The sequence below is a fragment of the Companilactobacillus paralimentarius genome (assembly GCF_963227125.1).
Taxonomy (GTDB): Bacteria; Bacillota; Bacilli; order Lactobacillales; family Lactobacillaceae; genus Companilactobacillus; species Companilactobacillus paralimentarius.
The window spans coordinates 1,156,314-1,181,249 of sequence record NZ_OY724131.1; the positions used below are offsets into that span (position 1 = coordinate 1,156,314).

The following is a 24,936-nucleotide window of genomic DNA, read 5'->3' on the forward strand; positions in this document are numbered from 1 at the left end:
ATATCTGATATTTTTGTACTATTCTCCTTAATTACTAGTTGTTATTTCTATGGTAAATTGATTCATAATCAAATAAAAGGAGAAATGACTATGAAATTTCCTGAACATTTCTTGTGGGGTGCGGCTTCGGCGGCTTATCAAGTCGAAGGTGCCTATAAAAACGATGGCAAAGGTCCATCAATTTGGGATGAGTTTTCGAAAATTCCAGGAAAAACAAAACACAATACCAATGGTCAGATTGCAGTCGATTTCTATCATCATTACAAAGAAGATATTGCTTTAATGGCGGAAATGGGTCTCAAGGCATATCGTTTTAGTGTTTCTTGGAGTCGGATTTTACCTGATGGTGAAGGCAAAGTTAATCAAGAGGGATTAGCGTTTTATGAAAAAGTAATCGATGAACTTCAAAAAAATCAGATTGAACCTATTTTGACACTGTATCATTGGGATCTTCCTGAAGCTCTACAAATTAAGTATGGTGGTTGGGAGAGTCGTCATACAATTGATGCTTTTCTAAAATACTGTCGGGTACTCTTTGATAATTTTGGCAATAAGGTTAGGTATTGGATTACCTTTAATGAACAGAACGTATTTACTTCATTAGGCTATCGTTGGGCATCTCATCCACCTAATGTTTCAAATCCTAAGAGAATGTTTCAGGCTAATCACATTGTCAATTTAGCAAATGCTAGAGCCATTCAACTATTTCACCAGATGGTTCCCCAAGGTAAGATAGGTCCCAGCTTTGGCTACGGGGAAGTTTATCCATTAACTAGTTCTCCTGCAGATGTTTTAGCTGCCGTTGATGCTAATCAGTTTAACAATGATTGGTGGTTGGATGTTTATTGTCGAGGCGAATATCCAGAAAAAATTATGTGTTTGTTAAAGCAGATGCATATAGCTCCAGATGTAACTATCGAGGATAAAAAAACTCTGCAGGCAGGTAAACCTGATTTTCTTGGAATCAATTATTATCACGGGGGAACGGTCAAGGCACCTGATACTGAAAAAAGTACTATAGAAAAAAACTTTGACAAAATTGATCCTTACTTGATGGCTGGGGACGTACAAGAGGATACCCCTGAGTCACGACTGTTTCAATCAGTTGAAAATCCCTATCTAGATAAAACCGATTGGGGCTGGGAAATTGATCCAATTGGATTTAGAATTGCTTTGAGACAGGTTTATGAGAAGTATCGTTTACCACTTATTATCACTGAAAATGGTTTAGGAGCTTTTGATAAATTGAAAGATGGTCAAGTAGATGATCAATATCGAATTGATTATTTAAATGAGCATTTGGTACAAGTTGGAAAAGCTATCTCTGATGGAGTACCAGTATTTGGTTTCTGTGCTTGGTCATTTACCGATTTATTGAGCTGGCTAAACGGCTATGATAAACGTTATGGGTTTGTCTATATTGATCGGAATGACTATTCTCCTAAATCATTGTTGAGAATTAAGAAAAAGAGTTTCAACTGGTATCAAGGAATAATCGAAACCAATGGTGGAAAGTTAGAGGTAAAATAATGTCAATTTTGTACGGTGGTGACTACAATCCTGAGCAATGGCCTGAAGATACTTGGCAAGACGACTGGGATAAGTTAAAACAAGCACATGTTAATTCAGCAACAATTAATGTTTTCTCGTGGTCTTTATTAGAACCAGAGGAAGGCGTCTTTAATTTTGATAAGTTAGATAAAATTATTGCCTTATTGGAAAAAAATAATATAAAAATTGTTATGGCTACTTCTACAGCAGCTTTGCCATTCTGGATGACTAAAAAGTATCCAGAAATCAATCGTGTAGATGATTATGGCAGACGTCAAATTGGTGTTAAACGAGAGAACGCTTGTCCTAATAGTCCTGAATTTCAACGTTTAGCTAGTCAATTGGTCGAAAAAATAGCACAACGTTATTCTTCGGTTAAAAATATTACACACTGGCACATTTCAAATGAATACAATGGTTACTGTTACTGTGAGAATTGTACGAAAGCTTTCAGAGAATAGCTAAAATATCAGTATGATAATGATTTGGATAAAATCAATCAGGCTTGGGGAACTAATGTCTGGAGTCATACTTATCACAGGTGGGATGAAATTGTACCTCCAATGAGAATTGGTGATACATATGATAATGGAAAACCAGTGATGTCGGGATTGGATATGGCCTATCGTAGATTTCAATCAGATAGTCTTTTGAACAATTTTAAAATGGAACGAAATATTATTAGAAAATATGATCAACGTCCGGTAACAACTAATCTAATGGGTTCACAAAAGGATTTGGATTACTTCAAGTGGGCCAAAGAAATGGACATTGCTTCTTGGGACAACTATCCCAGCTTTGATACGCCAGCCGGTTATACTGCTATGCAACATGACTTAATGCGCGGAGTCAAAGATCAACCATTTATGTTAATGGAGCAAACGCCTAGTCAACAAAATTGGCAACCATTTAATTCTTTGAAAGCACCTAACCAAATGCGGATGCTCAGTTATCAAGCAATGGCTCATGGAGCCAAAACTATTCAATTTTTCCAATTAAAACAAGCTCGTAATGGTTCAGAAAAATTGCATAGTGCCATGATTTCACATGCTGAATCAACTAAGACACGTGTCTTTGGTGAATTGAAGAAGTTAGGTAGTGAATTGAATCAATTACCTGAAGATTTGGAAAACTCACGTAATCAATCAAAGGTCGGAATGATCTTTGATTGGAATAGTTACTGGGGCCTAGAGGATTGTATGGGACCAACGACTAATTTGGATTATGTTCAAGAGGTTTATGACTATTACAGAGCCTTTTATAATCGTAAAGTTGGTGTTGATATGATCTCCAAAGAAACTGATTTGCAAAAGTATCAGATTGTCGTTGCTCCAAGCATGTATATCAATTCACCAGAAATGACTACTAAGATTGAAAAATTTGTTCAAAATGGTGGCATTTTTATCACTGATTACATGTCTGGCTTGGCTGATAAAGATGATAATGTTTATCTGGGCGGTTATCCTGGCCTTTTAAAGAATGTTCTAGGGTTAAAGTACGAAGAAACAGATGCCTTACCATTCGATCAGATGCATGATTTGGTGTCTGACGGCAAGATTATTGGAAAAGGTGGTTTAGTTTGTGATTTGATTCAGCCGCAAACAGCAGAATCGTTGGCTCATTACAGTGATGAAGTCTTTTATCAGAAAAATTCAGTTTTAACGAAGAATCACTTTGGAAAAGGTTTCGCTTACTATGCTGGTAGTCGGTTGGATGATCAAGCTATGGACTTCTTTATGAAGGATATTTTGCAGCAAGCTCAAATCACACCAGATGAAACCAAAACAGGCGTTGAGGTCGTTACGAGAACAGGTAAAACGGCTCGCTATACTTTTGTCATTAATACTGATAGTCAACCTAGGCAAATTAATAATCCCTATCCCAACAGTAAGGATTTGTTGACACAAACGATGACAACTAAAGAAATTGATTTAAAGCCATATGATGTATTGATCTTGGAAAATGGATTATAGATATTGAAAAAGTGCATCTCGAAACGTAAATGGATTTGATTCTACGTTTTGAGATGCACTTTTAAACTCACTTTAGTATTTGTTCAATTGTCTTACGGGGTACTTGTTTCTTTTCCACCTTTTCCCAAGAAAGAACTTTATCATATTTGCGATTATAAACGACTTTTAAGTAGTTATCAGCTTTGATAGGGCGGCCGATAGTGCTATTGAACTTTAATAACTTTTCGTTGCCATCCTTATCATAAGCCTTTTGTTTATAATAATATTCCTTATAGTCGGCACCAGAATCATCCTTTTCAATGATTTCTTTGTATGAATCACTAACATAAGTATAATAGTCATCCCCAGTAAAGTTAGGAACGTACCAAAATTGATAAGCCATCAATGGTATTAAAACTATTAATGCAATTACTAAACTAATGCCGACTTTTTTATTCATCATTTATCCCTCCGAATTCATTAGGAATAATAGCATAAATATTGAAACAATAGTCCTAACGATTTTGTAAGGTCTGTAAGATAAATAATAGGAAGGTTCCCATATCAAGAATTTTCCCACATTGAAAATGTTAGATTCAAACAGTAAATTTTTCCCCAAAATGGCTGATTTGATCGTGATACTTCACAAAAATATGTGCATCTTTATTTTCAGCAATTGGATAATTAAAAAATTGACCAGAAAAGATATTTCTTTGATTAAGGTAGGAAAAGTCTACCGTATCACTTTGAATTTCATCGATTGTAGCTGGACTATTGCCGACATTGCGAATCTCAATAGTTTGTTTATTGATACGCCGACAAATCACATAAGGTCGATTCTTTTGTAGTAGTAATTTATTTTTAGTTTTCATCAATCCTTTGATTTGAAAGAGACTGGTTGAAATTAAGATTAAGCCGACTAAAACAGATAGAGCCAGAATGAAACTGGCAATAACTAATAAAATTTGCGTTGCTGAATTCATGTTTTCACCTCAAATTTATTATTTCATAATCATGTTTATCTTACAATTCCGTCACATCAAACTAACAGTTTAGTTATAGAAGCACTTGTTAGTTTACATTTGGGTAAATAGATTAGATAATTACTTTCGATAGATGCATACATTGTGTATCTATCAATCAAAAATAATTCAAAAAGGTACATACACCAGTACGTTTACTCCGTAACCAGAAAGTCGTCTATAAGACGACTTTTTTGCTATATAAAAATGATGATGAGATAATTATAGCTAATAAGAGGCGAGGATTATGAAATTTAATATATTCGTAAATCAAATCCCTAAAGATTTATATTTTCCTAATTTTTTGATAAATCCTTTTATTGGAGCAATCGTTATAAGTTTAATTATTTTTATAATAATAGAAGTTACAAACAAAATAAAAAAATAAAGAATATTAAAATAATAGATCCAATAACTCAATGTTAAGTTATTGGATCTATTATTTTATTCTATATTCTAATTACGTTGTGTTTTATCCCAACTAGTGTGGCCAATTAATAGATGATAGCAGGAGATGATTAAACTGAAGAATAAAATAACGTAAATGTAAGAAATTAAACCGATGGAAAGGATAGTTTTTCTTAAGTGCATATTTTCATTGATCATATCATCCTTTTGAATGACTAAATTGCATTTATCATGTAATTTAAGTTCCTTATGATAAATAAGTGTAAAGACTGTTCCAAAGAAGAAACTAACAGTGGTCATAATAATTGTTGCGATGAAAATAAATTCGGGATTATCAGAGTAATGTGAAATGAAATCGAATGTAAGAAAAATAATACTGAAATCAGCTAGAATATTTAAAATAGGCTGAATGAAGAAGAAGTATGTATCAAACTTTTGACCAATTGTAACGACATTGGAAGTAGTGATCTGTTTGAAATATTTCCAACAATTCCAACCTCCTTGGGACCAGCGGGCTCTTTGCCGAATTAGTTTTTTAACTTTTTTGAGAGCCTCTTGTTCAACATATGCCTCGTCAACATATTTTATTTTTAAACCTTTTAGTTCCATTCGTAAAGTTAATTCATAGTCTTCCAGTAAAGCATTACCCCAAGGTTTATTGCCTAATTTTGAGAGAACTGATGAGACACGGAAGAATTGTCCATTACCGCATAAAGCAACTGCTTTAATGTAAGTTCGAATTAATTGAATCATATGATTAACAACAAAAAATTCCACATCTTGAAAGGTTTGTAAAATTTTTTCAGGCTTTTTCATCTTAATTCGTAACTGAACAGCGTCAGTATCAGAATTCTGGAATGATTGATTTAGTTTGTAAATAGTGTTGCCACTGAGAACACCATCAGCATCAAGAACACCGATGATGCATTTTTTTGAATCAAGTTTTTTTTCACTAATAATCCGATTGATTTCAGGAATAGCGCTGTTCAAGGCGTCACCTTTACCGGTTTGAGCATTGGGAAGTTTTCTTTGGATAATACTGATGGGACCAGCAACGCTTTGAGCTTGGGATACAGTGTCGTCTGTTGAATTGTCGTCAATAACGATAATATGCATGCGACCTTTTAAATCGATTAAGTGGTTCAAAGAATTTTTAATGACTTTTCCTTCATTTAAACAGGGTAACAATATAAAATAAAAGAATTGATTCAAATCTTGCTGTGGTTCATAAGGATTTTGCATATCCTTTTTAAATCGTTTTTGCTGTGAAAGATAAATATAGAATAGAATGAAACATTGAATCATGAAAACGGTGATGGCTATTAAATAAATAATCATTTTTATCATCTTCTCAATTAATCTTCGATTAGATTTTTGCTCAAATGTAGAAGATGTTCAAACATGCTGCTCATTTAAATAGTTTTAAATACAATTAGTCAAATTTTAAGAATCAAAAATACTATTTATTTAAATTTATGAAAAAGCTCCTGAAAGGGCTTTTAAAGTGTTATATAATTAACTTGTGATGTATGGAGGGGAATTCATGACCACTTTATTAGATGTAGCAAAAAAAGCCAATGTTTCAAAAATGACGGTTTCACGAGTAATCAATCATCCCGATAAGGTTACTGATGAGTTAAAACAATTGGTCTATGAAGCGATGCGGGAATTAGATTATCATCCTAATGTAATTGCTAAAGCTTTGGCCAACAATAGTACAAGAATTATTAAGCTATGTATTTTAGAAGATATTGATACGACAGAACCTTATTATATGAATTTGATGATTGGTATTGCCAAGACGTTAGACCTGCATCAGTATTCCTTGCAATTAGTAACGCGAAGGAATTTTGATATCGGTAATTGCGATGGCTACATCATCACAGGGATGCGTATTAGTGATGTTGACTGGATTAAGGATTTAAAAAAACCAGTCGTCTTATTTGGTGAAAACCGTTATGGATTTGACTTTATTGATACTAATAATAAAGCGGGTACTTACTTGTTATCACAGTTAGCTTTGAAAAAAGGATATGAAAAGTTAATTTATGTTGGTATCGATAGTAAGGAATCTTTTGAATATTCACGTGAAGCGGGTTATTTGCAACAAGTTCAAGAGAAAAGAATGGTTCCTGAATTACATCGATTTGGTAATCACAGTCATTTGTCTGAGGATTTTATTAGACAAAACTGGAATAAAATTCCTAAGAATACAGCTTTTATTTGTGCTTCTGATCGTCTGGCACTTGGAGTAGAACGTGCCATTGTTCGTTGTGGTGGAAAGGTTCCCGATGAATTTGGTGTAACCGGTTTCGATGGTGTCTTTTTGAATCAAGTTGCTTCACCAAAGATAACTACGATCAAGCAATCAATTATCCAAATGGGTAGTGCTTGTGGTGAAACACTTTTAGATAAGATTCAAAGTGGTGAGTCACAAGGCTCTCTAGTCTTTGAGCCTAAGCTAAGTTTAGGTGGTACATTGAGGGATTAAATTGTTACCGATAACATCAAACAAAGCCTTGCGGTTGTGGGGCTTACTTTTTTATACTGGTATGTAAGGGTTTACAAGGGGGCTATGTATTTTGAACTGGTATGATAAAGCAATCGTATATCAAATTTACCCCAAAAGTTTTCAGGACACCAATGATGATGGTATTGGAGATCTTCAAGGAGTAATCGCACACTTAGATTATATTAAGAATTTAGGATTTAATACTATTTGGCTAAATCCAATTTTTGTGTCACCACAAGTTGATAATGGCTATGATGTTTCAAATTATTTCGCAATTGATCCAATTCTTGGGGATATGGATGATTTTACAGAAATGATGGATAAAGCACACCACCTAGGGTTACACATAATTTTGGACTTGCCGATCAATCATACATCGGATCAACATCCTTGGTTTAAAGATGCTGTCAGCAATCCCAATAGTATTTTCAAGGATTACTACATTTGGCATAAGCAAGTCAATGGACATGAACCTAACAATTGGGGCTCATTCTTTGGTGGCAGTGTTTGGGAGAAGAATCCTAATAATTCAGAGGAATATTATTTTCATCTATTTGATAAGAAGATGCCTGACCTAAATTGGAAGAATCCAGAAGTACGCAAATCAATTGCAGATATTGCTAAGTTTTGGATTGAAAAGGGTGTTGATGGTTTCAGATTGGATGCCTTTATTCATATTGCTAAAGCTAATTTGGAACAGAATTCATTGATTCAGGATGAACAATTTCCAGCTGATGATACCTTTTATGCTAAGTTACCAAAAGTTAAGGATTACTTAGCCACTTTTGTTAGAGAAATCAAGGATTTCAAGCCAGATACTTTCTTATTTGGTGAAGCATCTTCGGCTAATGCTTTGGATGCAGCAGAATATACTAGACCAGATGAGGATGGCTGTGATGTAGTAGTTAATTCAGGCAATTATGGTGAAGTTTACGATGATAGTAATCCAGACGTACCAGGATTTTTCCAGACCAGACGCTTATCACTTGATCGTTTGAAGAAAACTTATGTGACATGGGAAAGTGTGTTAGCAAATATTAGTTTGCCAACATTGACTTGGGGTAATCATGATATTAGTCGTTTACGTGATCGCTTGAATCTACCAATTGATAATGAAGATGTCAGCAAATTACTGGCAACTTTGATGTACTTGCAACGTGGTATGCCAATTATTTATTACGGAGAAGAAATTGGAATGCACGGGTTGAAGTATCAACAAGTGTCTGATTTTGATGATCAGAGAGCTGTAGATTTAATTAATACGCTTCACAAGAAGTCATTTAAAGATGAAGAGATTTTGAAGCTGTTGAATAATCAGGATGAAATGACTGCACGTGGACCTATGCAGTGGGACGACTCTCAATATTGTGGCTTTTCAAATAAGGAACCATGGAATTGGGGCCAGACAGATGAGACTAATGTGTCAGCCGAATTGAAAGATTCAAAAAGCTTAGCAACATTTTACAAAAATTTATTAAGTATGAAGAAACATGACTGTTTTACTAATGGTGATTATCAATTATTAATCACTGATCCAGAGATTTATGCATACTTGCGTCAAACAAGAGATAACAAGGGCATTGTTGTAACCAATTTTTCTAATAAAGTAAAGAAGTTTACTTTACCAGAAGAAAAATGGAAAAAAGTATTGGCCAATAAAGTTAAGTTAACCAACAACGAACTAATACTTGATCCATGGGGAAGCTGTGCTTTGGAATCAAAAATATAGTAGGGGTGTAAATTATGGCAGATAATACTGATATTAAACTAAGAAGAGCTCAAATTTATAGTGTTTTTGTAAGAAATCATACTAAAAAAGGAACCCTCAAAGCATTAGAGGATGACTTACAACGTATCAAGGAATTAGGAACAGATTATATTTGGCTTTTACCAATTTATCCAATCGGTAAGAAAGATCGTAAAGGTAAATTGGGTTCACCTTATTCAATCAAAGATTATCGTTCAATTGATCCTAAGACTGGTTCATGGGATGACTTCGTTCATTTTTCTAAGAAAGTTCATGATATGGGTATGAAGTTGATGATTGATATTGTTTACAATCATACTTCACGTGATTCTGTACTTTTGAAAGAACATCCAGGCTGGTTCTTACGTGACAGCATGGGTAATTTGATGAATAAGAACCCTGATTGGACAGATGTTGCTGAATTAGACTACTCTCATAAAGATCTATGGAAGTATCAAATTGAGACTTTGAAGAAATATGCTGACTTAGTCGATGGCTTCAGATGTGATGTAGCACCACAAGTTCCAATTGAATTTTGGAAGGAAGCCAGAAAAGAAGTTGCTAAGGTTAACCCTAAGACAGTCTGGTTGGCTGAATCGACAGGAAAAGACTATATTAAAATACTTGGTGCTAAGGGATATCATGTTTCTTCTGATGCTGAATTGTATAGTGCATTTGATATGACTTATGACTATGATATAGATCCTATTTGGCGAGGCTATGTTAAAGGCAACGTTACTTTGAAGAAATATATTGATGCCTTAAATACTCAAGACGTTATTTATCCATCCAACTATATTAAGATGCGGGCCTTAGAGAATCATGATCAACCACGTGCACACAGTATGTTTATCAATGAGAATGATGTTTACAATTGGACGGCTTTCTCAGAATTCCAGAAGGGTTCAACTTTAGTTTATGCTGGACAAGAATTCGGAATGAAACATACTCCTAGCTTGTTTGATACTGACAAATTAGATTGGGATTCTCCTAAGATGAATCTAAGCTCTTTGATATTGACAATGCATGAGCTCAGTCAATATCAGATTCAAGTCGAGGGAGATTATAAGATAACACCAATTGAAAACGATGTAGTCGAAGTAACTTATCGTTTAGGTGATCTTATCCGGATTGGTATTTTTAGTTTGAAGGGAATGTCTGCTGAAGTTCCGGTCGCTTTACCAAGTTATAGTTACACAAACATGATCAATAATTCGTTAGTTAATGTACAAAATGGTATTGTTACCCTTGATTATGACCCCATTATTATTCAAGGAAAGACTAATGCATAAGGCTTTATAGCCGATAGAGAGTAGTTGATTCGATTGTGAATCAACTACTCTTTTTTTGGACAAAATTGAAACCTGTTATCGGTAACATTTCGAAAACGGTTGCAAAGTAAACGCTTTCGAACAATAATGGAAATTGTAATAAAGAAATAATATTTTTATAGGAGGCTTTGGTAATGAAGAAGAACTTCTGGAAACGTTTAGGTAAACGTGTCGCAGTTGTTGCTTTAGCAGCCGGTGCAACATTTATGTTGGCAGCCTGCAGTAGCAATGGTTCATCCTCAGGTAAGGATGTTAAGATCACAATTCTTCAAGGAAAGGTTGAAAACAATAAGCAATTCAAACAAATTGCTAAGGATTATGAGAAATCCCATCCAAATGTAAAGATTGAAGTTACATCAATCGGTGGTGGTACTCAATATGATCCAGTTCTAAAGACTAGAATTTCATCTGGTAATGCGCCTACAATCTTTAGTTTGGCTGGTCCAGCTGATGTGCAACAATTTAAAGCACATGAAGCTGATTTGTCCAATACAAAGGCTGCTAAGGCAGCCCAACCAGGAACATTGGATGCGGTTAAGTCAAATGGCAAGACTGTTGGACTTCCATTCAACGTTGAAGGTTATGGTTTAGTTTATAACAAGAAAGTCTTTGAAAAGGCTGGTATTGATCCAAACAGTTTGACAACAATGGACAGTTTGGAAGCTGCTATCAAACAATTGGATTCACAAAAGAGTGAATTAGGTATCAAAGGAGTCTTCGCTACACCTGGTAAGGAAGCCTGGGTATTCTCAGATCACTTGGCAAATCTTTACTTAGCACAAGACTTTAATGGTAATGCTCAAAAACTTTACAAGTCAAAGACAATGCCATTTACAAAGGCTAACGACATGAAGACTATGATTGACCTTGAAAAAGATTACTCAATCAAACCTATCATGCAACTAGATTATTCAGCACAAGTTAACCAATACTTCTCACAAGGTAAAGCCGCTATGATTCAACAAGGTGACTGGATTTATCCTACAGTTGAAGGTGTTGATAAAGACTTTGCTAAGAACGATATTGGTATGATTCCTATTCCAGTACCTGGTGAAAAAGGCAAGATGCCTGTAGGTACATCACTATACTGGGCTGTTAATAGTCAAAAATCTACACAAGAACAAAAAGCTGCTAAGAACTTCTTAGACTGGATGTACACATCTAAAGAAGGTAAGAAACAAGTTGTAGATACATTGCACTTTGTACCTGCTTACAAAGGATACAGTAACTTCAAGATGGGTGATCCATTGACATCAGCAGTCTTTGAATACTCACAAGCTCACAAGACAACCGGCTGGGCATTCCCAGGATACACTGGTACTTCATGGGATCCAGACGTTGCACAACCAAATCTACAAAAGTACTTATCAGGCAAACAAAGCTGGGATAAGACAGTTCAAAATATGAAAGATGGTTGGGCTAAACAACAAAAATCATCAAATAATAAGTAGAAGTAACAAAAGAGGGCAATGAATATGAAAAATAAGAGTCTTTCATTTTGGTTATTTTTAACACCAACCCTCGTTGCGTTAGCTTTGGTAGTATTTATTCCGGTAATTGAAGGTCTCTTTTATTCATTTACTGATTGGGACGGTTTGACTTTTACCAAGATGGTAGGATTTCAAAATTACATAACATTGTTCCACGATAAGGCGTTTATTAACGCCTTTTGGTTTACAGTGGGGTTTGTAATTGTCACTGTCATTATGCTGAACGTAATAGGATTGGGCTTAGCATTACTAGTTACACAAAAATTCAAGGGAAATAATTTCCTACGTACCGTTTTCTTCATGCCAAATATGATTGGTGGTTTAATCTTAGGTTTCATCTGGCAATTTATTTTCACACAAGGATTTCAAGCTTTAGGTAATGCCTTGCATATGGATTGGCTACAAAATTGGTTGACTAATGAAACAACTGGTTTTTGGGGATTAGTTATTGTTACTGTATGGCAAATGAGTGGTTATATTATGATCATTTACATTGCTTACTTGCAAAATATTCCTAATGAAATCATTGAAGCTGCAAAGATTGATGGAGCTTCAGCATGGCAACGTTTCACTAAGATCACGTTCCCAATGATTGCACCAGCATTTACAGTTTGCATGTTCTTAACATTATCAAACGGATTTAAAATTTATGATCAAAACTTGTCATTAACAAATGGTGGTCCATATAACTCAACACAAATGTTAGCGATGGATATTGTTAATACCGCTTATAACTCAGCTAACTTCTCCTTGTCAGAAGCAAAAGCTATTGTGTTCTTTATCATCGTTGCTGCTATTTCACTAGTGCAAGTTGCTTATAATCGTAAGAGGGAGGAGGATCTCTAATGAACAAGAAGAGTAGAAGTGCCATTGGTATCGTCGGAATCTTGTTGGGTATCTTGTGGTTGTTCCCATTTTACTTAATTGTGACTAACTCATTTAAGACACCTAAAGGGATCTTCGCCTCAGTTCTATCGTTACCACATCCAAGTACCGGTACGAACTACGTTAATTCATTTCATGCTTTGAATTTCATCACTTCGTTGACAAATTCATTGATTATCACTGTTTGCAGTGTCTTAGTCATTATTTTGGCTTCATCAATGGCCGCATATGCATTGCAAAGAAATCACAGTAAGTTAAGTAGTGCTCTCTTGATGCTATTTATCTCAGCTATGTTGATTCCTTTCCAATCAGTAATGATTCCTTTGACAGCCAACTTTGGTGCTGTACATTTTCTAAACATGTGGGGACTAGTTGTTATGTATCTTGGCTTTGACTGTAGTTTGTCAGTCTTCTTGTATCAAGGTACTTTATCAAGTATTCCTATTGCAATGGATGAATCAGCTGAACTAGAAGGGGCAAGTCGTTGGCAGATCTTTACAAAAGTTATCTTCCCAATGCTTAGTCCTATCACAGTTACTGTAGCAATTCTAAATATTATTGCTATCTGGAACGATTATCTATTGCCATCACTAGTATTGCCACAAGCGCAATACACAATTCCACTTCAAATGTTTAATTTCTTCGGTGAATACACAAAGCAATGGCATTTAGCCTTAGCTGGTATCACTATTTCCATTATTCCAGTTATTCTCTTCTATCTATTTGCCCAAAAATGGATTATCAAGGGTGTTACTGATGGTGCTGTTAAGTAATTAAAGAAAGGACAAATTATTGTGATCAATCTTAAATCTAAGAACGGACAACGATTAATAGCGAGTGGTAACTGGCTGTGGTCCTTGTTTACGATAAACTTTTCATTTTTTATCATTAACTTCTCAGTAATATTGACGGCAATAATTTTGTTTAATTTGAAGTTCTCTGTAACATATAATGTTGTTTTAATAATTCTTTGGTTAATGATGTCGGTATTTACTATTCCCGGATTAGCAGCAAGTTACGCTGCGGTTCAAGAATGGCAAATAAATGGTAGTATAAGTTTCTTTAAGTATTTTTTTAAAAAATGGTTTGATTTTCAGAAAAACTATCGTCTCAACTTTGGGTTAGGCTTTTTCGCTAGTATGTTCATTTTATTGAATAAACTTACGATTGGGAATCCGCAATGGCATATGGCAGTTTTGATTTTAACCTTTGTATATTTTATGGCTTTGGTAACAATCAGTTTTCAATTGGCAACAGCTAAATTTGCGAATTACTTAACATTATTTGTTGAAAGACCTTTACCCATTATTATCTCAGTAATAGTATTTTTAATCTTGATATTGTTGAATTTCGTTTTGCAATTGGCCTTTTTAAGTGTGATCTGCAGTATATCGCTTTCAACGTATGTTTCATACAGATTATTAGGTGGTCAAGTAGCCAAAAAGGATTGACTTTGGGTGTGGAGGACACATCTAGATTGATTAGTAAGATTAAACTTATTAGTTAACTGGAAGTCAAAAAATAAAAGGAGCGTTAAAAATGGTAAAAATTAATTTGGAACACATTTACAAACGCTATCAAGGTAATACTGACTATTCAGTTAGTGATTTCAACCTAGACATTAAAGATGGTGAATTTATTGTCTTCGTTGGACCTTCCGGATGTGGTAAATCCACCACATTGCGTATGATAGCGGGACTAGAAGATATTACAAAAGGCGACTTCAAGATGGATGATAAAGTCATGAATAAGGTACAACCCAAAGATCGTGATATCGCCATGGTTTTCCAAAACTATGCTTTGTATCCTCATATGACCGTCTTTGATAATATGGCGTTTGGTTTAAATATTCGTAAGAATGACAAGGAGGATACTAAGAAAAGAGTTGAAAATGCTGCTAAAATCTTAGGATTAACTCCTTATCTAAAACGTAAGCCAGCGGCTCTATCTGGTGGTCAAAGACAACGTGTTGCCTTAGGTCGTGCCATTGTCCGTGATGCAAATTTATTCTTGCTTGATGAACCATTATCAAACTTGGATGCTAAATTGAGAGTACAAATGCGTACTGAAATTGCTCAATTGCACCAACGTTTGGGACGTAACTTTATCTACGTTACTCATGATCAAGTTGAAGCTATGACTATGGCTGATCGTATCGTTATTATGAATGATGGTATGATTCAGCAAGTTGGTACACCATCTGAGCTATACAGCAAGCCCGCTAATAAATTCGTTGCTGGATTTATTGGTTCACCGGCAACTAACTTCTTTGATGTCAAACTTGAAGATGGCAAAATTGTTAACAATGGCGGAATTAATATTGCTGTTCCTGAAGGTCAATATAAAGTACTTAAACAAAAAGGCTATGTTGGTAAGGAGCTTACATTTGGTATTCGTCCTGAAGACATTCATGCTGAAGAAGTCGCAATTCAAGCCTTCCCTGATGCCATAATTAATGCTAAGATTCAAGTTTCTGAATTGCTAGGTGCAGAATCAATTCTTTACTCTAATCTCGGTGGAACTGACTTTATTGCAAAAGTTGATTCACGTGACCATCGTCAACCTGGCGATGATGTTCGTATGGCTTTTGAAATGACAAAAGCACATTACTTTGACAAAGATACAGACGAAACAATTCTTTAAGGATTAAGAAAGGTAATTAGGTATTTTACCTAATTACCTTTCTTTATAGGAGGTGTCGTAGATGCAAAGAATTTTTGAGGTTGATCCTTGGAATGTTGTAACCCACAAATTGGATAAAAAAAATAAACGTCTTCAAGAGAGTTTAACAAGTTTAGGCAATGGTTATATGGGCATGAGAGGTAATTTTGAAGAAGATTATTCAGGGGATGATCTTCCTGGAATTTACCTAGCCGGTATCTGGTATCCCGATAAGACCCGTGTGGGTTGGTGGAAAAATGGATATCCCAAGTATTTTGGCAAAGTTATCAATGCTGTTAATTTTATTAAAATGAACTTTTTGATCAATGGCTCTAAGTTAGATTTAAATAAAGATATTATTAGTGATTTTACTTTAGATTTAAATATGAAAAATGCCACTCTAACAAGATCTTTTATTGTTGACAAGGATGGTATTAAAGTAAAATTCAATTTTGTAAGATTTTTGAGTGTTGCTCAAAAGGAATTATCAGTACAAAAGGTCAGTTTCGAAAATCTTTCTGATCAGACAGTTGATATCAAAGTGATCTCAGCGATTGATGCTGATGTCAAAAATGAAGATGCTAATTACGATGAACGTTTCTGGCAAGTTTTGGAAATAACTGATAACAGTTTGATTGCTAAAACTAAGCCTAATGATTTTGGTACGCCAAGATTTACTTCAGGAATGCAAGTTGGTTATGTAACTGGACTAAAAGAAATCGATCATACCGTCGACAAATTAGAAACTAGCAAGACTTTTGTAGCAAATTTAGAATCGCATGAAATCGGTACAATTGAAAAACGCGTTGCTGTAGTTACTTCACGTGATTATGAAACTGTTGATGATTTAAGAGATGCTATGGAAGGTATTTCTGCCAAAGTTAAAGATGTTTCTTATGAAGAGTTGCTAAGTGCACATGAAAATGTTTGGGATAATCGTTGGAATCAATCAGATATCAAGATTGATGGCGACACAGATGCTCAACAAGGTATGCGTTTCAATCTCTTTGGATTATTTACAACATATTCTGGCGAAGATTCACGTTTGAATATTGGACCAAAAGGTTTCACTGGTGAGAAGTATGGTGGGGCTACATATTGGGACACTGAAGCTTTCTGTATTCCAGTTTATTTAGGTGTTTCTCAACCAGAGGTATCACGTAATCTGCTAATGTATCGTTATAACCAATTGAAAGGTGCATACATCAATGCTGAAAGACAAGGACTAAAAGGTGCGTTATATCCAATGGTTACTTTCAACGGTATTGAATGCCATAATGAATGGGAAATTACTTTTGAGGAAATTCACCGTAACGGCGATATAGCGTTTGCTATTTATAATTACACTCGTTACACAGGTGATAAATCATTTGTTCTTCATGAAGGTAGCAAAATGTTGACAGAAATGTCACGCTTCTGGTCTGATCGTGTTCACTATAGTAAACGTAATGAACAATATATGATTCATGGCGTTACTGGACCAGATGAATATGAAAACAATGTCGACAACAATTGGTATACAAATTTCTTAGCTCGCTGGACTCTAAAATATACACTACAAATCCTTGGCGAAGTAAGTAAAGATCAATTTGAAAAATTGAATGTTTCTAAAGAAGAAATGGATCACTGGCAAGATATTGTAGACAAAATGTATTTGCCATATGACGAAGATCTTGGCATTTTCGTTCAACATGATGGTTTCTTAGATAAAGACATTGAACCAGTTAGCTCTATTCCAAAGGATCAACTACCAATCAATCAACATTGGTCATGGGACAAGATTCTACGTTCACCATATATCAAACAAGGTGATGTTCTTCAAGGTATTTGGGATTTTATTGATGACTTTTCAGAACGTGAGAAGAAACGTAACTTTGATTTCTATGAACCATTGACAGTTCATGAGTCAAGTCTTTCACCAGCAATTCATGCTGTTTTGGCTGCAGATTTACATTATGACCAGAAAGCGGTTGCATTATATGAGAGAACAGCTAGACTAGACTTAGACAATTATAATAATGACACTGCAGATGGTTTACACATTACTTCGATGACAGGTGGCTGGTTAGCCATGGTTCAAGGATTTGCGGGTATGCGTGTTCACGACGATGGTACTTTGAGTTATAAACCATTCTTACCTAAGAAATGGAACAGTTACTCATTTAGACAAGTATTCAGAGGTCGTGTCATCGAAATAACCGTCAAGGAAAATGGATCAGAATTTAAGTTGGTATCCGGTGATCCACTTCAAATTCAAGTCAACGATAAACCGCTAATGCTAAAATAATTGTAAACTTAAGATGTCTGGAAGTTATTTCAGACATCTTTTTATCAAAGGAGTTAATAACGCGATATGGTTAAATTTGAACAAATTAAAGGTTTCATCTTCGATTTAGATGGAGTAATTGCTAATACATCAGTTTTTCATGCAAAAGCATGGCATCAATTGGCAGATAAATTAGGTGTCACATGGACTGAGGATTTGGCTAACCAACTAAAGGGTGTTGGTAGAATGGATTCACTTAACTTGATTTTAAAGTCTGGTGGCAAAGAAAACGATTACACAGAAGATGAAAAAGTTAAGTATGCTACTGAAAAGAATGACAACTACTTAAGCCTTTTAAAGGGACTTACTGATAAAGATATTCTTCCTGGTATGAAAGAATTTATTGAAGATTTGAGTGCAAATAATTATTTGATTTCTTTAGCCTCATCTTCTAAAAATTCACCAAAAGTATTGGAAGCTTTAGACTTGGAAAAATACTTTGATGCCAGAGTCGATCCAAGTACTTTGAAAAATGGGAAACCAGATCCAGAGATTTATGTTCGTGGTGCTGAAGTATTAAATTTGAGACCTGAGGAATGTATCGGACTTGAAGATGCCGTTTCAGGTATCAAATCAGTTAACGGTGCTCATGAAACGTCTGTTGGTATTGGTGATCCAGAAATCTTAAATGAGGCCGATATTAACTTCACTGATACATCACAAGTAACACTAGCAAATATTAAGAAGGCAATGAATTAGCAAAGAGGGGTAAAAAAATGGGCATTTCAAAAACAATTTTTGGGGAAATTGATTCTGAACCGGTGTACCTCTATAAAATCACTAATAAAAATCAAACAAGTATTAGTATTATAAGTTATGCGGCGACTTGGCAAAATTTTGAAGTTGTTGAGGATGGTAAAAAGCATTCATTGATTGAGCATTTTGATAATTTAGAAGATTACATTAAAACACCTTATCAGGTTGGTAAAACAATTGGACGTGTAGCTGGAAGAATTAAGGATGCTACTTTTAAAATTAATGATGAAAGTTACCAAATGGAACAAAATGAAGGTGAAAACTTTTTACATGGTGGTAGTCATGGACTTCAATACCAAAACTTCTCCAGTCGACAAATTTCTAATAAAGCCGTAATGTTCAGCCATACCGTAAGGGGTGAGGATGGCTTTCCTGGAAAGCTTGAAGTTAATGTTATCTATATGTTAACCGATAACGATGAAGTTTATGTCACTTACGGTGCAAATACTGATCACGATACTTTATTCAATCCGACATGTCATGTTTATTTTGATGTTGATGACGAAAATATTAGTCAGCAGCAGTTACAAATAAATTCTGAAAAACTTTTGGAAGTCGATGATGGGAAGATTCCTACAGGACAATATTTACCAACTGAAGGACCTTATGATTTCAAAAAGTTTAAGACAATTGGTAAGGGATTAGATCAACTATCCTTATTAGATAAGCATGAATATGATGACACTTTTGTCGTTGATGGCCATGCTGCTACAATCAAATCTGATAAACGTGCTGTTGATTTGTATACAGATCGTAATGGTATGGTTATTTTTACCGCTAATCCTGAAGATGCTCAAAAAGCCGCAAAATACGATTACAGTTGTTTAGCAATGGAATTACAAACACTGCCAGATGCTATTCATCATCCGGGTTTTGGCGATATTGTTTTAAGTAAGGATAAGAAAGTAGCCTATACTAATAAGTATAAATATCGTAGGTTGGATTAGAGCGTTACTGTGTCATTTAGTTTAAAAGTATTTGTTGAAGAATTAACAAGTTAAAGTTTAATAATAATCGATACGAGAATTCTTAAATTAGAATTTTTGTATCGATTTTTTTAATATTTATTAATACGTGTTATACGAACTATATACACAAAATCTATTGACATTGTTCGCTATTAGACGTTATATTTAAAAAGTTAAATAAGTGGGGAGGAAAATAATAGTAATACCACAATTTAAAAATAAAAAGATAACAGAGTAGAGGATAAAGCGTTAAGTGTCAAAAAGACGGAATGTGCTTTTGAACGAAGAAGTAAATTCGCGGTTTTATTCTCGCATTCGCTGCATAATGATATGTAGCAGCTCTAAGAGGAGATGCTCAAAATGAACAAGAAAAACAGTATTTATTCGATTACCACAATGGGTCTTTTAGTAGCAATGATGATTGTTTTAACTAATTTTTTAAGTATACAAACGCAATTCCTACGTATTTCATTTGAATTCATACCACAAGCCATTTTAGGAATGTTCTTTGGTCCGCTTTGGGCGGGAATTTCATCGGTAGTAGCTGATGTTGTCGGGACAACATTATTTGGTAAAGCTGGATTCTTTATTGGCTTTACGTTAAATGCGCTTATTTCAGGTGTTTTATATGGATTATTCTTCTACAAAAAAGAAATTACTTTAAAAAATACTTTCATCTGTGTTTTACTAAATACCCTTATTATTAGTTTGTTTTTAACACCATTATGGTTATCAATCATGTATCATGTGCCATTCTTTAACATGGGGCTTTGGGTTCCTAGAATTATTAAAGCAGTTGCCATGCTCTTTATTCAAACAGGTTCAATTATGTTCTTTGGTAAGGCACTACCACTAAAAATGCTTGCTAGTCGTTACATGGCGAAAGGATAAAAATGTTTAAGACAGGTTCAGAGGTTATTCAGTGGATTATTTCACGAGGTTACTTTGGCAGTTGTCCTGGATTAGAACGTATTACTGAATTATTACGTTTGCTCGGTAATCCTGAACGAACTTATCCGACAATCCATGTTGCAGGAACTAATGGAAAAGGATCAACGACACGCTATTTGGCTAATCTGTTGCGTACCAATGGTTTGAAAATTGGTACTTTTAATTCGCCATTCATTAAAGATTTTGCTGAACAAGTGGAAATCAATGGACAAGAAATTGATAGTTTTAACTTGGTTAAACTGGGAAATCAGATTAAACCATTAGTTGAGCAAATGGATAGACAAAAAGAATTTTACAGTATAACTGAATTTGAAATTCTCACTGGGTTAGCCTTTTCTTATTTTAAAGGACGAGTAGACATAGCAATTATTGAAGTGGGCATGGGTGGCCTGCTAGATAGTACTAATGTCATTGAACCAGAGTTGACTGCTATTACAACGATTGGATTAGATCATACTGCCTTTTTAGGGGATACAATTGAAAAAATAGCTTATCAAAAGGCTGGTATCATTAAAAAAAATACACCGTTAATTGTTGGAAATGTTTCTGAAGATGCATTGAACGTTATTAAAACCCAAGCAGCAAAAAATGATGCACCAGTATATATTTGGAAACGAGACTATCAAACCGATTATCGAGGATTTGTTAGACAGCAATTTGAAGAATTCAATTTTCATAATCGTGAAATACAATTAAAAAATTTGGAGACACCATTGATTGGTCATCAACAAGTTGAAAATGCAGCTGTGGCATTGGACATGTACTATCTCTATACTCAAAAACATAATTTGCCTTTTAACAAAAGTAAGATTGTTAATGGGTTACTACAAACTAAATGGCCAGCACGAATGGAGATTATTAGTTTAAAACCTTTGGTAATTATGGATGGAGCACATAATCCTCATGCGATTAAACGATTGAAGGAAAACCTTTTGACTGACTATCAAAATTATCATGTAAAAATATTGTTTTCAGCTATTGTGACAAAGGATATTAAATTAATGTTGGAAGAGTTATTACAGATACCCAATGTTGAAATCACCATGACAACCTTTGATGATGAAAGAGCTTTGAAATTGGAAGATTTTAAAGCTTGGCAACCGCGGATAAAGTTGAATGCTGACTGGCACGAGGCTTATCGGAAACTGAAAAATGAATTACAACCAAATGAGCTACTTTTGATTGCGGGATCACTTTATTTTTCTTCAGAAGTACGTTCACAAATTAAATAAAAGATTGAGCTGAAAAGACAATCTTCTTGGTTCCTTTGGAATCGGAAGATTGTCTTTTTGTATTGTAGGACGAACTAATATTAGTTGGAGTGTGTTTTTGTTATTCAAAAAATGAATTTGTCTAAATACAAGATAAGTATTAGACGAATGTACACTCTACCTTTATTCTAAAAGGTAAAGAGGTAAGAAAAATGAATGCATTAGATAAAGCTTTAAAGGGCGGAATTTTGGATTATGATGAAGCCGATTTTAAATTGGTTGATCAAACAGTAGAAAAAAATACACAAATAATTAATGAAATTAATTATCAAAATCATTCAATTGATGAACGTCGAAGGTTGTTCAGTCGTTTGTTCGGTTATCAAGTTCCTAATACTAGCGATATTAAAGCACCGTTCAATGCAGATCTAGGTTGTCATACTTTTATTAAAGACAATGTTTTTATCAATAAAGATTGTTTTTTCATGGACTTAGGCGGTGTTTGGATTGATGAAGGTACTAAGTTGGGTCCAAGGGTGGTTTTGATAACAGTAAATCATGGAGAGGCTCCTACGAAAAGAAAAACTTTGATTACAAAATCGATTCATATTGGAAAAAATGTTTGGCTCGGAACTGGTGTTACAGTGCTTCCTGGAGTGACAATTGGCGAGAATTCAATTGTTGGAGCGGCCTCAGTAGTAACCAAGGATGTAGCACCGAATAGTGTCGTAGTTGGATCACCAGCTAAAAAAATTAGGGACGTTAGGGGATAAAATATTATGACAGAACATGAAAAATTATTGGCCGGTCAGGAATATGACTATCGAGATTCTGAATTACAACAGATGATTGCCCGTGGTAAAAAAATGATTCAGGAAATCAACACTCAAACTGATGATAAGCAACGTAGTGAGACAATGCAGTCGCTATTCAAACATGTTGGCACCAATCTAACAATTAATGGGCAATTTGGGGCAATCTACGGATCACATATTAGTTTTGGTGATGATGATTTTATCAATGGCAACTGTTATTTCCAAGATTCTAATTTAATCACTTTAGGTGATCGTGTTATTGTTGCTCCAGATACTAAATTCTATTGTGGTGAACATTCAATAGATGCTAGTCATCGTTTTGGAGTTCGTGAAGATGGTAGCCATTATTTGATTACACACACTGAGCCTATTTCAATTGGTAATGATGTTTGGGTCGGTGGTAATGTGACAATTATCGGTGGTGTCCATATTGGTAATAATGTAATTGTTGGAGCCGGAGCAGTAGTTGTAAATGACATACCTGATAATTGTATTGTCGGCGGCGTTCCTGCTAAAGTAATCAAAAACTTACCTAGTTTAAAAAATAAATGAGGTGAATGATTGTGAAATTACTGAAAAAACCGATTTTCAGCTTGTACAAATTAACCATTGATCCTAAGAACCAGCAGGCCTTCTTAGCAGAAGGAGTGAATAATTTAATAACATCGTATCAAAACGAATCAGGCACTTTAATGATGGTAGCAACACATGAGGATGAGGCTGGTAGCGTTAATTATATTTTTGAAATGTATCAAGATGATGCCAGTTATCAAATTCATGCGGCTTCACCGCAATTTCAACATTATGCCAAATTAGCTCAGAAAGTGGTTCAATCTAAGGAGATTCATAAATTAAGTTTAGAAAGACTTCACACGAGTAATCAACCGTTAGAAATTAAGGGTGAGAATCCATATTTTGTTCGTTTACTTGAAGTTACCGTAAATCATAATAATGTAAAATTTTTAAAAAATATTTCTAAAAATACTGTGGCTAATCTTGTAAGTAGTGTCGATTCTAATCATTGGGTAATTATTGATATTTTTAAGGATAAATCAGCTATGCAAGAAATAAATGTTAATCAGTATTTATCACAAATTTCAACTGAATATACAATCCATGAATTGAAGGTTGATACTATGGTCAGTCAAGCCGATTTAAAGTTGGAATAATCAGCAAAAACAAGTAAACGTTTTCAATAGTCTGCTACAATAGAGTATGTAATTATTTATAAAACAGACGAGGACTTTAAAATGTCAAAATATTTAGTATTTATGGATTTAGATGGGACACTGCTATCAAGTGACCATAAACATATTTCGGTTCGTACTAAAGCTACAATTGAGCGCTTACAGAAGCACGATGTTAAATTCTATATTGCTACAGGAAGAATGTATGAGTTAGCCAAGATTACTCAGAATTTGTTGAATCCTGAAGTAGGATTGATTACCTCTAATGGTGCGGTTTTCGACGGTATCAACGGTCGTGAAGTTACACTGTTGGGTAGCAAGACAGTTGAACTAGCCTATCAAATAACTCAAGTTAATAAGTTACCAATGATGTTGTTTACACCAGAAACAGCTTATTTTACTGAAAAAATTCCACACTTTATTGCTCAGAATGCTGGTAACTTCGATGAAGCATTTGGTTATAAAGAAATTGAAAATCTAGAAGAATTACGTCAGGTAGCTGACAAAATTACCAATGGAGTTGTTTTGAGTCGTGGAGACATGGATGAATTGAATCAAGCCAAAGCTAAGTTAGCTGATAGTAAGAAATTACGTTTATCATCCTCAGGTCCCGATAATATTGAAATGATCCCTTTGAAGACCGATAAGGCTACTGCTATTCAGCAAGTTCAATGGGAACAACGTATCGATGCTGATCATACCTTTGTCTTTGGTGATGGCATGAATGACTTAGGAATGATGCAACAGGCTAAATATTCGGTTGCTATGGGGAATGGAGTAAGTACAATCAAAGAGCAAGCCAACTATGTAACGGAAACAAATGCTAAAGATGGTATTGCTGCATTCTTAGAGAACTTCTTTAAAGATGAATTCTAAAATAATTAGCTTGTTAATCAAGAAAACTCGTAATTATTGAAGTTTGACTAGAGCACACGTTAACAAAATACGAGATGTTCATATCAACCAGTTTATGGTTGATATGGACATCTTTTTAATTAAAAATTATATAATTTATTCCAAACTAAATCTCAATAAAAATCTAAATATTGAATTTTATGATTTTTTTGATTAATAGAATTGAATTAAGCTGTTCTACATGTGTATAATGTAAGCGTTATCGTTAGTTTTTTGTTTAAAAAAACTAACTAAAATTGTCCTGATAG

The 24,936-nt window shown here is 34.5% G+C and carries 22 protein-coding genes, 1 pseudogene and 1 riboswitch; of the genes and pseudogenes, 20 read left to right on the forward strand and 3 right to left on the reverse strand.

What is annotated here, in order from left to right; all coding sequences use genetic code 11:
* The first annotated feature begins 90 nt into the window (after positions 1 to 90).
* The 3 genes and pseudogenes from ACI6PB_RS05535 (at position 91) to ACI6PB_RS05545 (ending at position 3,524) form a co-directional block, all read left to right on the forward strand.
* A complete protein-coding gene (locus tag ACI6PB_RS05535; protein WP_309510993.1) occupies positions 91 to 1,530 on the forward strand; it encodes a glycoside hydrolase family 1 protein in 1,440 nt (479 codons plus the stop codon).
* Positions 1,530 to 3,305: pseudogene (locus ACI6PB_RS05540) on the forward strand (beta-galactosidase); the annotation flags it as partial. The gene ACI6PB_RS05535 and the pseudogene ACI6PB_RS05540, both read left to right, overlap by 1 nt.
* The gene (locus ACI6PB_RS05545) at positions 3,288 to 3,524 is read left to right on the forward strand and encodes a Beta-galactosidase C-terminal domain (protein WP_234031747.1); all 237 of its coding nucleotides are present in this window, start codon (positions 3,288 to 3,290) and stop codon (positions 3,522 to 3,524) included. The pseudogene ACI6PB_RS05540 and the gene ACI6PB_RS05545, both read left to right, overlap by 18 nt.
* A 67-nt stretch (positions 3,525 to 3,591) precedes the next feature.
* On the opposite strand, the gene ACI6PB_RS05550 is transcribed toward ACI6PB_RS05545, so the two are convergent.
* The 3 genes from ACI6PB_RS05550 to ACI6PB_RS05560 all read right to left on the reverse strand — a co-directional run bounded on the left by ACI6PB_RS05550 (position 3,592) and on the right by ACI6PB_RS05560 (position 6,271).
* Positions 3,592 to 3,966: a YxeA family protein gene (locus tag ACI6PB_RS05550; protein WP_081784543.1), complete on the reverse strand. Its 375-nt coding sequence runs from the start codon at positions 3,964 to 3,966 to the stop codon at positions 3,592 to 3,594.
* Between the two features lie 133 nt (positions 3,967 to 4,099).
* Positions 4,100 to 4,486, reverse strand: coding sequence for a hypothetical protein (locus ACI6PB_RS05555; RefSeq protein ID WP_025085826.1), 387 nt, complete (start codon positions 4,484 to 4,486; stop codon positions 4,100 to 4,102).
* A 495-nt stretch (positions 4,487 to 4,981) separates the two neighbouring features.
* On the reverse strand, positions 4,982 to 6,271 hold the full coding sequence (locus ACI6PB_RS05560) for a glycosyltransferase family 2 protein (protein ID WP_025085600.1): 1,290 nt from the start codon (positions 6,269 to 6,271) through the stop codon (positions 4,982 to 4,984).
* Between the two features lie 205 nt (positions 6,272 to 6,476).
* Between ACI6PB_RS05560 and ACI6PB_RS05565 the strand changes: the two genes are divergently transcribed.
* From ACI6PB_RS05565 to ACI6PB_RS05645, 17 genes are all read left to right on the forward strand, one after another.
* Complete coding sequence (locus ACI6PB_RS05565; RefSeq protein WP_025085601.1) at positions 6,477 to 7,424, forward strand: LacI family DNA-binding transcriptional regulator; 948 nt, start codon at positions 6,477 to 6,479, stop codon at positions 7,422 to 7,424.
* 91 nt (positions 7,425 to 7,515) lie between these two features.
* Positions 7,516 to 9,174, forward strand: a complete 1,659-nt coding sequence (locus ACI6PB_RS05570; protein WP_309510989.1) for an alpha-glucosidase — start codon at positions 7,516 to 7,518, stop codon at positions 9,172 to 9,174.
* 14 nt (positions 9,175 to 9,188) lie between these two features.
* On the forward strand, positions 9,189 to 10,484 hold the full coding sequence (locus ACI6PB_RS05575) for an alpha-amylase family glycosyl hydrolase (RefSeq protein WP_404327894.1): 1,296 nt from the start codon (positions 9,189 to 9,191) through the stop codon (positions 10,482 to 10,484).
* Between the two features lie 173 nt (positions 10,485 to 10,657).
* Positions 10,658 to 11,974, forward strand: coding sequence for an ABC transporter substrate-binding protein (locus ACI6PB_RS05580; protein WP_404327895.1), 1,317 nt, complete (start codon positions 10,658 to 10,660; stop codon positions 11,972 to 11,974).
* A gap of 24 nt (positions 11,975 to 11,998) precedes the next feature.
* Entirely contained in the window at positions 11,999 to 12,859 is an 861-nt protein-coding gene (locus tag ACI6PB_RS05585; RefSeq protein WP_404327896.1) for a carbohydrate ABC transporter permease, read from the forward strand.
* Entirely contained in the window at positions 12,859 to 13,671 is an 813-nt protein-coding gene (locus ACI6PB_RS05590; RefSeq protein WP_119326135.1) for a carbohydrate ABC transporter permease, read from the forward strand. The genes ACI6PB_RS05585 and ACI6PB_RS05590 overlap by 1 nt, the downstream gene beginning before the upstream one ends.
* 147 nt (positions 13,672 to 13,818) lie before the next feature.
* Complete coding sequence (locus ACI6PB_RS05595) at positions 13,819 to 14,349, forward strand: hypothetical protein (RefSeq protein ID WP_404351226.1); 531 nt, start codon at positions 13,819 to 13,821, stop codon at positions 14,347 to 14,349.
* Positions 14,350 to 14,437: 88 nt separating this feature from the next.
* On the forward strand, positions 14,438 to 15,541 hold the full coding sequence (locus ACI6PB_RS05600) for an ABC transporter ATP-binding protein (RefSeq protein ID WP_404327898.1): 1,104 nt from the start codon (positions 14,438 to 14,440) through the stop codon (positions 15,539 to 15,541).
* A gap of 61 nt (positions 15,542 to 15,602) precedes the next feature.
* A complete protein-coding gene (locus ACI6PB_RS05605; protein WP_404327899.1) occupies positions 15,603 to 17,846 on the forward strand; it encodes a glycoside hydrolase family 65 protein in 2,244 nt (747 codons plus the stop codon).
* 66 nt (positions 17,847 to 17,912) lie between these two features.
* Positions 17,913 to 18,584: a beta-phosphoglucomutase gene (gene pgmB, locus ACI6PB_RS05610; RefSeq protein ID WP_404327900.1), complete on the forward strand. Its 672-nt coding sequence runs from the start codon at positions 17,913 to 17,915 to the stop codon at positions 18,582 to 18,584.
* A gap of 17 nt (positions 18,585 to 18,601) precedes the next feature.
* Positions 18,602 to 19,588 carry an aldose epimerase family protein gene (locus ACI6PB_RS05615; RefSeq protein WP_404327901.1) on the forward strand — a complete coding sequence of 329 codons (987 nt, stop codon included), beginning with the start codon at positions 18,602 to 18,604 and terminating at the stop codon, positions 19,586 to 19,588.
* A 249-nt stretch (positions 19,589 to 19,837) separates the two neighbouring features.
* A riboswitch (THF riboswitch) is annotated at positions 19,838 to 19,932 on the forward strand.
* Between the two features lie 28 nt (positions 19,933 to 19,960).
* On the forward strand, positions 19,961 to 20,500 hold the full coding sequence (locus ACI6PB_RS05620; protein WP_193322480.1) for a folate family ECF transporter S component: 540 nt from the start codon (positions 19,961 to 19,963) through the stop codon (positions 20,498 to 20,500).
* Between the two features lie 2 nt (positions 20,501 to 20,502).
* The gene (locus tag ACI6PB_RS05625; protein ID WP_404327902.1) at positions 20,503 to 21,792 is read left to right on the forward strand and encodes a bifunctional folylpolyglutamate synthase/dihydrofolate synthase; all 1,290 of its coding nucleotides are present in this window, start codon (positions 20,503 to 20,505) and stop codon (positions 21,790 to 21,792) included.
* 191 nt (positions 21,793 to 21,983) lie between these two features.
* Positions 21,984 to 22,544, forward strand: coding sequence for a DapH/DapD/GlmU-related protein (locus ACI6PB_RS05630; RefSeq protein ID WP_227005225.1), 561 nt, complete (start codon positions 21,984 to 21,986; stop codon positions 22,542 to 22,544).
* Positions 22,545 to 22,550: 6 nt separating this feature from the next.
* Positions 22,551 to 23,138, forward strand: coding sequence for a maltose acetyltransferase domain-containing protein (locus ACI6PB_RS05635; protein ID WP_034544560.1), 588 nt, complete (start codon positions 22,551 to 22,553; stop codon positions 23,136 to 23,138).
* Positions 23,139 to 23,149: 11 nt separating this feature from the next.
* Positions 23,150 to 23,755, forward strand: coding sequence for a putative quinol monooxygenase (locus tag ACI6PB_RS05640; protein WP_404327903.1), 606 nt, complete (start codon positions 23,150 to 23,152; stop codon positions 23,753 to 23,755).
* An 81-nt stretch (positions 23,756 to 23,836) separates the two neighbouring features.
* Positions 23,837 to 24,649 carry an HAD family hydrolase gene (locus ACI6PB_RS05645; protein WP_404280155.1) on the forward strand — a complete coding sequence of 271 codons (813 nt, stop codon included), beginning with the start codon at positions 23,837 to 23,839 and terminating at the stop codon, positions 24,647 to 24,649.
* Positions 24,650 to 24,936: the final 287 nt, after the last annotated feature.

Excerpts from the sequence above, each read along its gene's own strand:
- ACI6PB_RS05535 (WP_309510993.1), top strand. The coding sequence starts at position 91 with ATGAAATTTCCTGAACATTTCTTGTGGGGTGCGGCTTCGGCGGCTTAT.
- ACI6PB_RS05545 (WP_234031747.1), top strand. The coding sequence starts at position 3,288 with ATGAAGGATATTTTGCAGCAAGCTCAAATCACACCAGATGAAACCAAA.
- ACI6PB_RS05550 (WP_081784543.1), bottom strand. The coding sequence starts at position 3,966 with ATGATGAATAAAAAAGTCGGCATTAGTTTAGTAATTGCATTAATAGTT.
- ACI6PB_RS05555 (WP_025085826.1), bottom strand. The coding sequence starts at position 4,486 with ATGAATTCAGCAACGCAAATTTTATTAGTTATTGCCAGTTTCATTCTG.
- ACI6PB_RS05560 (WP_025085600.1), bottom strand. The coding sequence starts at position 6,271 with ATGATTATTTATTTAATAGCCATCACCGTTTTCATGATTCAATGTTTC.
- ACI6PB_RS05565 (WP_025085601.1), top strand. The coding sequence starts at position 6,477 with ATGACCACTTTATTAGATGTAGCAAAAAAAGCCAATGTTTCAAAAATG.
- ACI6PB_RS05575 (WP_404327894.1), top strand. The coding sequence starts at position 9,189 with ATGGCAGATAATACTGATATTAAACTAAGAAGAGCTCAAATTTATAGT.
- ACI6PB_RS05580 (WP_404327895.1), top strand. The coding sequence starts at position 10,658 with ATGAAGAAGAACTTCTGGAAACGTTTAGGTAAACGTGTCGCAGTTGTT.
- ACI6PB_RS05585 (WP_404327896.1), top strand. The coding sequence starts at position 11,999 with ATGAAAAATAAGAGTCTTTCATTTTGGTTATTTTTAACACCAACCCTC.
- ACI6PB_RS05590 (WP_119326135.1), top strand. The coding sequence starts at position 12,859 with ATGAACAAGAAGAGTAGAAGTGCCATTGGTATCGTCGGAATCTTGTTG.
- ACI6PB_RS05600 (WP_404327898.1), top strand. The coding sequence starts at position 14,438 with ATGGTAAAAATTAATTTGGAACACATTTACAAACGCTATCAAGGTAAT.
- ACI6PB_RS05605 (WP_404327899.1), top strand. The coding sequence starts at position 15,603 with ATGCAAAGAATTTTTGAGGTTGATCCTTGGAATGTTGTAACCCACAAA.
- pgmB (WP_404327900.1), top strand. The coding sequence starts at position 17,913 with ATGGTTAAATTTGAACAAATTAAAGGTTTCATCTTCGATTTAGATGGA.
- ACI6PB_RS05615 (WP_404327901.1), top strand. The coding sequence starts at position 18,602 with ATGGGCATTTCAAAAACAATTTTTGGGGAAATTGATTCTGAACCGGTG.
- ACI6PB_RS05620 (WP_193322480.1), top strand. The coding sequence starts at position 19,961 with ATGCTCAAAATGAACAAGAAAAACAGTATTTATTCGATTACCACAATG.
- ACI6PB_RS05625 (WP_404327902.1), top strand. The coding sequence starts at position 20,503 with ATGTTTAAGACAGGTTCAGAGGTTATTCAGTGGATTATTTCACGAGGT.
- ACI6PB_RS05630 (WP_227005225.1), top strand. The coding sequence starts at position 21,984 with ATGAATGCATTAGATAAAGCTTTAAAGGGCGGAATTTTGGATTATGAT.
- ACI6PB_RS05635 (WP_034544560.1), top strand. The coding sequence starts at position 22,551 with ATGACAGAACATGAAAAATTATTGGCCGGTCAGGAATATGACTATCGA.
- ACI6PB_RS05645 (WP_404280155.1), top strand. The coding sequence starts at position 23,837 with ATGTCAAAATATTTAGTATTTATGGATTTAGATGGGACACTGCTATCA.